The following is an 8,429-nucleotide window of genomic DNA, read 5'->3' on the forward strand; positions in this document are numbered from 1 at the left end:
TCCCATCCACTACCCAGGTTCATCCCAACCTTGTACGCCAACGCCCCACGACGCTTAGCGGACCGAAGATGAGTCGCGATCAACCGTCTAGCCACGCCATACAACCAAGCCTTAATGGCCTCGCTGGGAATGTTGCCAGCCTTATGGAAAGCCACAATGAAGACTTCACTAGTAATGTCCTCAGCCTCTTCCTTAGGCAACTGTGCGTGACAGTACCGGTAGACGGCAGGCGCATACTGGCTGAACAGATCACCGACCGCTTCACTGACAGACGGTTTAGCCATGTCACACTCCCTCACGGACCAGACAACGAGTTCTTCACTAACTTAATGGCCGGCACCAGCCCTATTTCCACACAACCCACCAAGGCGACACTCCGACATCGGCCACCAAGCCGCAGCCGCAAACCACAAGAAACCAACAGGCACAACGCCGGCAATTCAGAGAAGTCCGAAATCAGGTCGCCAACCCGATTAGTTTTTCCACAGTCGCCAGGTTACGACCAGTACCGACTACACCCAAAGTGGAGTGGATCGCTGAGGTGGTGAGCTTTGACCCTGCCACGCCATTGTGGTACCGAATATGCAGCTCGCGCCCGATGACGGCGACGTCCTCCAGGCTTTTCGCCTGCAATGCTTTGGCGGACTTTGCGGTCGGCTCGGAAGCCAGAAAGTAAAGCTGGCACCATTTTGGTTCGGTCCGGTCGAACGGGTAGGCGTCCAAAGCGGACCGCAACTCACCAGGTGTTCTGGAAATAACCTCACGAAAAAACCCGAACCGGGCCTCAACCGCCGCCTCCAGCGCCCGGTCAAACACGACAGGATCTCCAGGCGGGACGCAGATTAGGTTGCCCGAGGCAATATAGGTGGACACTTCCGTGGCACCAAGCCCCTGGGCCAAGTCGCGCAGTGCCGCCATAGGTAACGCAGCCCCACCAACATTGACGGCCCGCAATAGCAACACACGCTTCACGGCTTGCCCTATCGGTTCAGCCTGCCAAAACCATTAGCGCGAAAGGCCTAGGCCACGCAGTCGACTGTCCGCATCGCCTGAATGGTCTGATCGATCAGGTCGTCCAAAGCCCAGCCGAGTCGCTCTGCGCCGTCGACAATGACCTCGCGTGAAATCGCCGCGGCGAAACTTGGCTGCTTGAACTTTTTCCGCACCGAGCGCACCTCCAGATCGGCGACGCTCTTTGACGGCCGCATCACCGCGACTGCGCCAATAAACCCGGTCAACTCATCACAGGCGTACAGGATCTTCTCCATCAACAGTTCCGGTTCGTACGGTGATCCGGTCATACCCCAGCCATGACTCATGGCTGAGCGGATGACGTCCTCATCGACATCGTTCTCGCGCAACAACTCGATGCCCTTGACGCAATGCTCTTCGGGGAAAAGCTCATAGTCAATGTCGTGCAAGGCGCCAACCGCGTACCAGTAGTCCTCGCGCCCCGGGTCGTGTTGGCCAGCGAACCAGGCCATCACACCACCAACCACGCGTGCGTGCTGAGTGTGGAACTCGTCGTCGTTGTATTTGCGTACCAGTTCATCGGCACGCTCGCGGCTGGGAATCATGTCGCCCTCCAGATCAACTCATCCTCATCATAAAGAGCCGGACCGGCGGCGTCACGCGGCTACCGTCCAAAGGTCACCACCTGGATACCGGTGTCGGCCCGCTCGGCCTCAACAGCCGCCCGCTCCGCGTCTAGGTCCAAGGTGCGCGCCAGGACCAGGTATGTGATCGCCGAGGTCACCAGCCCCACAAATAGGGCAATGTCGGCATCGCCCAGTCCGCTGGCAACTGGACCGACCCACCAGGTGGTCACCACAAACGGCACCATCGTCAACAGGCCAACTACATAAGCAACCATTCCCCGCCAACCCCAGTTGCCGTAGACGCCATTGGCGCGGAAGATCTCCGCCACCACGTAATTGCCGCGGCGCACAAAGTAGTAGTCAACCAGGTTGACCGAAGTCCATGGCACTAGCACGTAAAGCAGGATCACCAGGAAACTGCCGAAGTTGTCCAGGAACTCACCGCTGCTCACCGAAGCGCCAATAAACGCTGTGACTGCGATCAAACTGCAGGCAATCATCCGCACAGCTAGGGTTGGTTTGACTGGCCGGATCGAATCGGCGGTGGTGATCAATTCCATCCCCGCCGCGTAGATATTCACTGTGATCACGGCAACCAGTCCGGGCAGCGCCGAGAGCAGTAATACCGTCCCCGAACCTGGCAGCACGTCGTTAGCCAACTGTTCCACCGCACCGATGGGGTCACCACTGGTGAAGGCCGCCGCCACGAAAGCGCCCAAGATCATCAGCCAGGACATACCCACAAAAACGCCACCATAGGTGTAGGCCAGGGCCTTGCCTGGTTTGGTCTCCGGGGGCAGGTAACGCGAGTAGTCCGAGACGTACGGCGCCCAGCCCAGCGCGTAGGATGCGGCCGCCCCGAACTGCACCAGGAATGAGACCCAGGTGAAACCCGAAAACGAGATCTGCTCGGCTGAAAGCGGCACCATGAAAATCGCCGCGACACTGACCAAACCGAAGGTCAACAGGAACATCCAGGTGAGCCACTTCTGCGTCCGGTGGATCCAGTGGTAGCCGAAGATCGCCAACATAAGCGCCAGGCCGCTAATGATGGCGTACCACAACACGTTCATTTCTCCGCCGGTGGTTTTGACGAAGATCTCCGCACCGAGCATCTGGTTGAACATGTTGAAACCGACCAGACTGAACACCACGATCATGCAGATCAGCGCAACACCGCGATAGCCAAACTGGGCCCGGGATTGAATCATCTGAGGCAGGCCGAGTTGGGGTCCCTGGGCGGAGTGGAAGGCCGTGAAGACCGTGCCGACCGCGGCTCCGAGCAAGATAGCGAGCGTAGAGATCGTGAACGAGGCCCCAAGCGCGGCGCCAAGCATGCCGGTGGCGAGGGTCGTGATATTGGCGTTCGACATGAACCAGAGCGAGAAGAGGCTTTTCGGGTTGCCTCTCCGTTCTGTCAGGGGCACCCATTCGATCGAACGCCGCTCGACGAGTCCGGTGTCCACAGCCGCAGTCTGACTGGTTGGTGTCGTATCGGTCATTGGTAGTCCTCTATTCGTCGGGCCGGCTCCATACCTCGGCATGGCGCGCGGTGCTATGAATCGAAGAATAGGGAAAAACCATATCCGGGCACCAGGTGGTGTTTACCTGCAGGAACAATCGTTCTGTCCTATGGGTCGATCCGGCACCTTCAGCGAAGCGATCAGGAGCGAGCGCCAGCCACCATTTCGGAGGCCACCCGCATTAGTTCGGCAGCCGCGGGGGCCAGCGTCGAATCACGGCCTTTGATCGCGGCGATGGTATCGAAGAGTTGCGGGTCGAATGATGCGGTGTGCAGGTCCGCCGGGAAGCCATCGCGCGAGGCGATGGACCGGGAGACTAAGGTCTCCCCCACGCCCCTTCTGACGAGCTCAAGCGCAGCATCCACCATCTCCACCTCCACCACCGGTTCCAAACACAGCCCTTTCGCCTGGGCCCGCTCGGCCAGCTGGCGCCGAGTTGGATCGTTCCAGCCGTAGTGAGCGTCGTAGACGATGAGTTGGCAAGACGCGACGTGCTCGATTGTCACCGGTTTGGCGACCCGATCCGGATCCTGGCTGACCCACAGCACCTCGTCGCGCAGTAGGGGAATGACTTCCAGGCCTTCGTCGTCGATGGGCAGCACAACGATGCCGGCCTCCAGCAAACCGTCGCGGACACCAGTGGCCACCTCTGCCGAGTTCTGGCCAACGAGCCTCAGGCGCACGCCCGGATGCTCGGCCCGGAACCGGGCAATGAAATCGGGCAGGAAGTAGTAAGGGGCATTGCGCAACACACCGATCGACACCGAGCCCCCGGTCAGACCTCGCAGCGCCTGGAGGGCGGCAGATCCACCGTCCGCGCTGGCGATCGTGCGCTGCGCCCAGGGCAGCAGTTCCTCACCTGCGGCGGTCAGGTGTAACCGTCGCCCGCCGCGTACGAACAAGGCCAGGCGGTGCTCCGACTCAAGCCTGCCCACCAGCTCGGAAATCGTGGGCTGAGTGGTCTTTAGCGCCTTGGCTGCCGCGGTGAACGAGCCATGGAGCGCGGTGGCCAAGAAGGCCCGCAACTGCGGCAGTGTCATAGCCCCAGCCTATGCCAAATATAGATCATCTTCACCTTGTGCGATGGCTTCGAGCGTCAGTAGCATCGCAGTTATGCTTTATTCTCTTTCGGTCCTAGGCGGCATCGAAGGCCGTTTCCAGCACATCAAGACTCCCGGTGTTGACGCACCGGAGGCGCAGCGCGACCCGAAGGTAATTGAACGGGTCACCGAAATGCTGCTTGAGTTGGAGCGCAACGGTCTGGCTGCCGTCCGCCGCTACGCAGCCGAACTCGACCATTGGGACCGTCCAGACTTCGAGCTTGACGACAAGACGATCCGCACCAGCGGCGACCGTCTCGCCCCCGAACTGCGCGCCGCGATCGAACTCGGCTCACAGCGCACACTGGCATTCGCCCAGGCTGAGCGCGAGCGTCTTGCTGACTACAGTGTCGAACTCGCCCCTGGCTTGGTCGCCGGCGTGAGTTACGTGCCGGTTTCCCGGGTCGGCGCTTACCTGCCAGCCGGACGCTTCCCGCTCACCTCCAGCGCATTCATGACCGTCGGAGTAGCCAAGGCCGCAGGTGTTCCGGTAGTTGTCGCCTGCACCCCACCTGGGCCGGACGGTAGCGCCAACGACGCGGTGGTCTACGCCGCGCACCTGTCGAAGGTGGATCGCGTGTGGGTCCTCGGCGGCGTCCAAGCGCTCGGCGCCATGGCCTTTGGCCTGCTCGACGGACTTCCAGTCGACATGCTCGTTGGGGCGGGGAACGCCTTCGTGACGGAGGCCAAGCGACAGCTCTTTGGCACTGTGGCCATCGACCTGCTGGCCGGGCCCTCTGAGGTAGCCGTGTTGGCTGACGAGACCGCAGACCCAGTCATCGTTGCTGCCGATTTGCTCGGTCAGGCCGAGCACGGCCCCAATTCCCCGGCCGCCTTGGTCACCACGTCCTACGAGCTAGGCGTGGCCGTTGCCAACGAGGTCGAGCGTCAACTTTCGACCCTCTCCACCGCCGAAATTGCCGGACCGGCTTGGCACGATTTTGGCAGGATCACCTTCGCCGCCGACCGAGACGCGGCCATCGCGCTGATGGACGACCTCGCACCGGAACACCTTGAGATCCTCACCACCGACGACGACTACTACCACAGCCGGCTCCGCAACTACGGTTCGATCTTCCTGGGCACGTGGAGCACTGTGGCCTACTCCGACAAAGGCATGGCCGGAACCAACCATGTGCTTCCAACCGCGGGCGGTGCCAAGCACTCCGCTGGCCTGTCGGTCTCCCGTTTCCTTAAGCCGCTCACCTACCAGCGGGTTACTCGGCAGGCCACGCCGCTGCTGGCTCCAGCGGTCGAGACCATCTCGAACTCGGAGCAGATGGCGGCTCACGCCGCGACGGCGCAGCTGCGCCGGGAACGATTCGAACAATAGTTCTGCGCCTCAGCCGCAGCAGAAATGCGGCGCACCGGTAGTAGACACGTCAGGAGGTCATATGTCGGCTTCGGCATCCAGAACGGTACGCCTCCGCTGTGTGCAACTAAGCCCGAAGATCGCCGATGTCGCAGCGAACCTCGCCGCGATAGCGCAGGAATTGGAGCGCGCCGCGAGAGACCAGGTCGAATTGTTGGTGCTACCAGAACTGGCCACCTGCGGGTACTCCATGACGCCCAAGGAGGCCCGGGCCTGCTCGCTGGCCGTAGAGGACGAGGTGCTGCAAGGCTGGAGTGAATTGCTCGCCGGGAGCAACACCACGGCGGTGATCGGCTTTTGCGAGAACGCCGGCGAGGTGCTCTACAACAGTGCCGCCGTGATCGTGCCTGGTGCCGCTCCGGTGGCCTACCGCAAACTGCACCTGTGGGACACCGAAAAACTGATCTTCGCGCCGGGCACCAACGAACCACCCGTTCTGCAGACGCCGGCCGGTGCGCTGGCCGTGATCATCTGCTATGACCTAGAATTCCCCGAAATCCCCCGCTCTGTGGCACTTCGGGGAGCCGAGATCCTGGCGGTGCCGACGAACTGGCCAATGCGCACCAAACCCGAAGGTGAGCGGCCGCAAGAGATTATTCATGCCATGGCCGCCGCGCAGGCGTCGGGGATCATCATCGCCTGCTGTGACCGGGCCGGTGACGAGCGTGGCGTCTCCTGGACGGAAGGCACTTCGGTGGTGGACACCGATGGCTGGCCCTCTGGTGGCCCGGGCCCGGACGGACGCCTCGATGTCGAGGCCGTGCTGTCTTCCCGGCGCCGGCAGATTGGCGAGCGGAACGATCTCTTCGCAGACCGACGGCCCGAGTTCTATCAGACGCTGGTCTCATAGCCACCATGGCGCATAGGAGACTCGAACTCCTGACCTCTTCTGTGCCATCGAACCGAACGGACGGTCTCCCGCCGAGCTGAGCACGCATGAAGGCCGATGGTAGGCTGACCTCGGATGCGACCAGGGAGCGTGTACCTAGTTGGCGCGGCGCTAGCAGCTGTCAAGGCCGCGAGGACGGCTGGAACCGATGGATGTTCACTTGGCTGTGCACCTGGTGGCTGACCCATCAACTCCAAGCCGGGTACTAACCGAAATTGCCCGGCACTATCCGCATCTGCGGCCGCATGTCGCTGCGCATCCCCGGCTGGACCCAGCTGTGTTCGATTGGTTGGACTCTTTGGGTGATCCACAGGCATCTCAGATTCTAGCCACACGGCGATCACAAGGTTTTGCGCCTCCGCAGCCGACCACAGTGCAGCGAACCCGGCTCCGGTCACGCCGCATTCGGATCTTGGTCGTGGCACTGTTCGCTATGGTCGTTGTGGGGCTGGCGGTTGGTATGATTCTGTGGTGGCCTCAGAGTGATCCATTGTCAAATGAATTGCGGTCCCAGAGCGATCCGCCGTCAAATAGCGACCTGTACTGGCATGCCACACTTTGTGGCAGTGACGATGATATTTTCAATAAAGTGGTGGTGACAGACAACGGGCAATTCATTGCCCTTGGCGTCGCCTCATCCACCGATGGCGACTACAGCAAAATGGATGTCGATGCAGAGGACAATGCTCTCATTGCTGTCTGGAGTCCTGCCGGTCAGCGGCTGTCGTACAGTGCCAGAAGTAACCACAGATATGATGGCGCCATAGCTGTAGGGGATGGACTTGTTGTTGTTGGCTCTGAACTGAGCGATGAGTCCTCTCCGCAGGCGTATATCGCGCTCATAAACTCTGAAGGTGTACCCACCTGGGAACACGTCGGGCTTCCCGGCGTGGAACCCCTTCCCTTTTTCAGCGGTGTCACACTTGGGCCAGACGGTTCCATTATCGCAGCTGGGCATAAGGAGGATCCTGCCAACCTGGGCCACCCCCATGAGCTTTTCCTCGCCCGGTTTTCGCTGGATGGAACTCTTCTCTGGTCGGAGGTGTATGAAGGCTTCAACGTTGTCTTTTGGTCAATGACTACAACCCAGGACGGAAGCCTGTACCTGGCCGGACACTCTCGCCAGCATGGCTGGGAGAGCGACAATGACAGAATTCTTAGTTCGGATGGCACCGCTTGGGTTCTAAGATTCAACAATGGCGGGGAAATGCTCTGGGCAAAGGCCTTTGGGGGTGAAGGGTCTGTCGTCGTGTACGACGTCATAGAATCGCAGAGCGGTGGTGTCATCATTGCTGGTAGTACCCAAGGAAAGAATGGGCAGTTTCCGGCTGATGAATTGGGTGATGCCCTGCTTATTGAAATCGATCCCTCAGGCGATATTGTGTGGGCGCAGACCTATGGGGGGCGCGGTACGGAAGGGTTTCTTGGCCTAGGTCAAGTCCCCAATGGCGACATTGTTGCTGTGGGCGCGACGAGTTCGACGGATGGCGACTTTCCTGCCCCATATGGCAATGGAAAAGGCTCTACAGATAGCCTGATCGCCTTAGTATCCTCTAGCGGCGTACTAAAAGAATCATTCCACTCAGGAGGACGAGCGAAAGACATGTGGACTGGCGTGGCCCTGACCAAGAGTGGAGGTATTGTTCTGGCTGGGTACACTGAATCAACCGATGGCACCCTTCGACCCAGCTGTGGCAGCCGTGACCCCGTGATCGCCTACATCCCTGCATTGTGAAACTGGACGGTGTGGGTGCCAAGCCGCCGCTGGTCGACCAATGGCAGGATGTACCAAAGGTTTTTGGTGTTGCCCGCCGCCTATTCGACGACATTCCTGGAAAGGGCCGATACGCCGATCCCGTGGCGCACCTGACCCAAGTCAGGTTTGACGAGTGGCAAAAGGAGCATTCACCCAGGCCCGGCGAAACCCCCATAGCCAACGGCCGAAGA

9 protein-coding genes are annotated in these 8,429 nt (G+C 60.6%); 4 read left to right on the plus strand and 5 right to left on the minus strand.

Annotated elements, in window-relative coordinates; genetic code table 11:
- The 5 genes from FWD29_09275 to FWD29_09295 all read right to left on the minus strand — a co-directional run.
- On the minus strand, nt 1-284 hold a 284-nt coding region (locus FWD29_09275), incomplete at its 3' end, for a sigma-70 family RNA polymerase sigma factor (protein ID MCL2804121.1).
- Nucleotides 285-456: 172 nt separating this feature from the next.
- The gene (locus tag FWD29_09280; GenBank protein ID MCL2804122.1) at nt 457-972 is read right to left on the minus strand and encodes a DUF1697 domain-containing protein; all 516 of its coding nucleotides are present in this window, start codon (nt 970-972) and stop codon (nt 457-459) included.
- Nucleotides 973-1,019: 47 nt separating this feature from the next.
- Nucleotides 1,020-1,577, minus strand: a complete 558-nt coding sequence (locus FWD29_09285) for a hydrolase (GenBank protein ID MCL2804123.1) — start codon at nt 1,575-1,577, stop codon at nt 1,020-1,022.
- 59 nt (nt 1,578-1,636) lie between these two features.
- On the minus strand, nt 1,637-3,064 hold the full coding sequence (locus FWD29_09290) for a cytosine permease (GenBank protein ID MCL2804124.1): 1,428 nt from the start codon (nt 3,062-3,064) through the stop codon (nt 1,637-1,639).
- 197 nt (nt 3,065-3,261) lie between these two features.
- A complete protein-coding gene (locus tag FWD29_09295; GenBank protein ID MCL2804125.1) occupies nt 3,262-4,161 on the minus strand; it encodes a LysR family transcriptional regulator in 900 nt (299 codons plus the stop codon).
- Nucleotides 4,162-4,234: 73 nt separating this feature from the next.
- On the opposite strand from FWD29_09295, the gene hisD reads away from it, so the two are divergent.
- From hisD to FWD29_09315, 4 genes are all read left to right on the plus strand, one after another.
- The gene (gene hisD, locus FWD29_09300; GenBank protein MCL2804126.1) at nt 4,235-5,554 is read left to right on the plus strand and encodes a histidinol dehydrogenase; all 1,320 of its coding nucleotides are present in this window, start codon (nt 4,235-4,237) and stop codon (nt 5,552-5,554) included.
- Between the two features lie 100 nt (nt 5,555-5,654).
- On the plus strand, nt 5,655-6,443 hold the full coding sequence (locus tag FWD29_09305) for a carbon-nitrogen hydrolase (GenBank protein MCL2804127.1): 789 nt from the start codon (nt 5,655-5,657) through the stop codon (nt 6,441-6,443).
- Between the two features lie 457 nt (nt 6,444-6,900).
- Nucleotides 6,901-8,217 carry a hypothetical protein gene (locus FWD29_09310; protein MCL2804128.1) on the plus strand — a complete coding sequence of 439 codons (1,317 nt, stop codon included), beginning with the start codon at nt 6,901-6,903 and terminating at the stop codon, nt 8,215-8,217.
- Nucleotides 8,214-8,429 (plus strand): hypothetical protein (locus FWD29_09315; GenBank protein ID MCL2804129.1); only part of this gene is annotated, 216 nt, incomplete at its 3' end. The genes FWD29_09310 and FWD29_09315, both read left to right, overlap by 4 nt.

It is taken from the genome of Micrococcales bacterium, assembly GCA_009784895.1.
Classification (GTDB): domain Bacteria; phylum Actinomycetota; class Actinomycetes; order Actinomycetales; family WQXJ01; genus WQXJ01.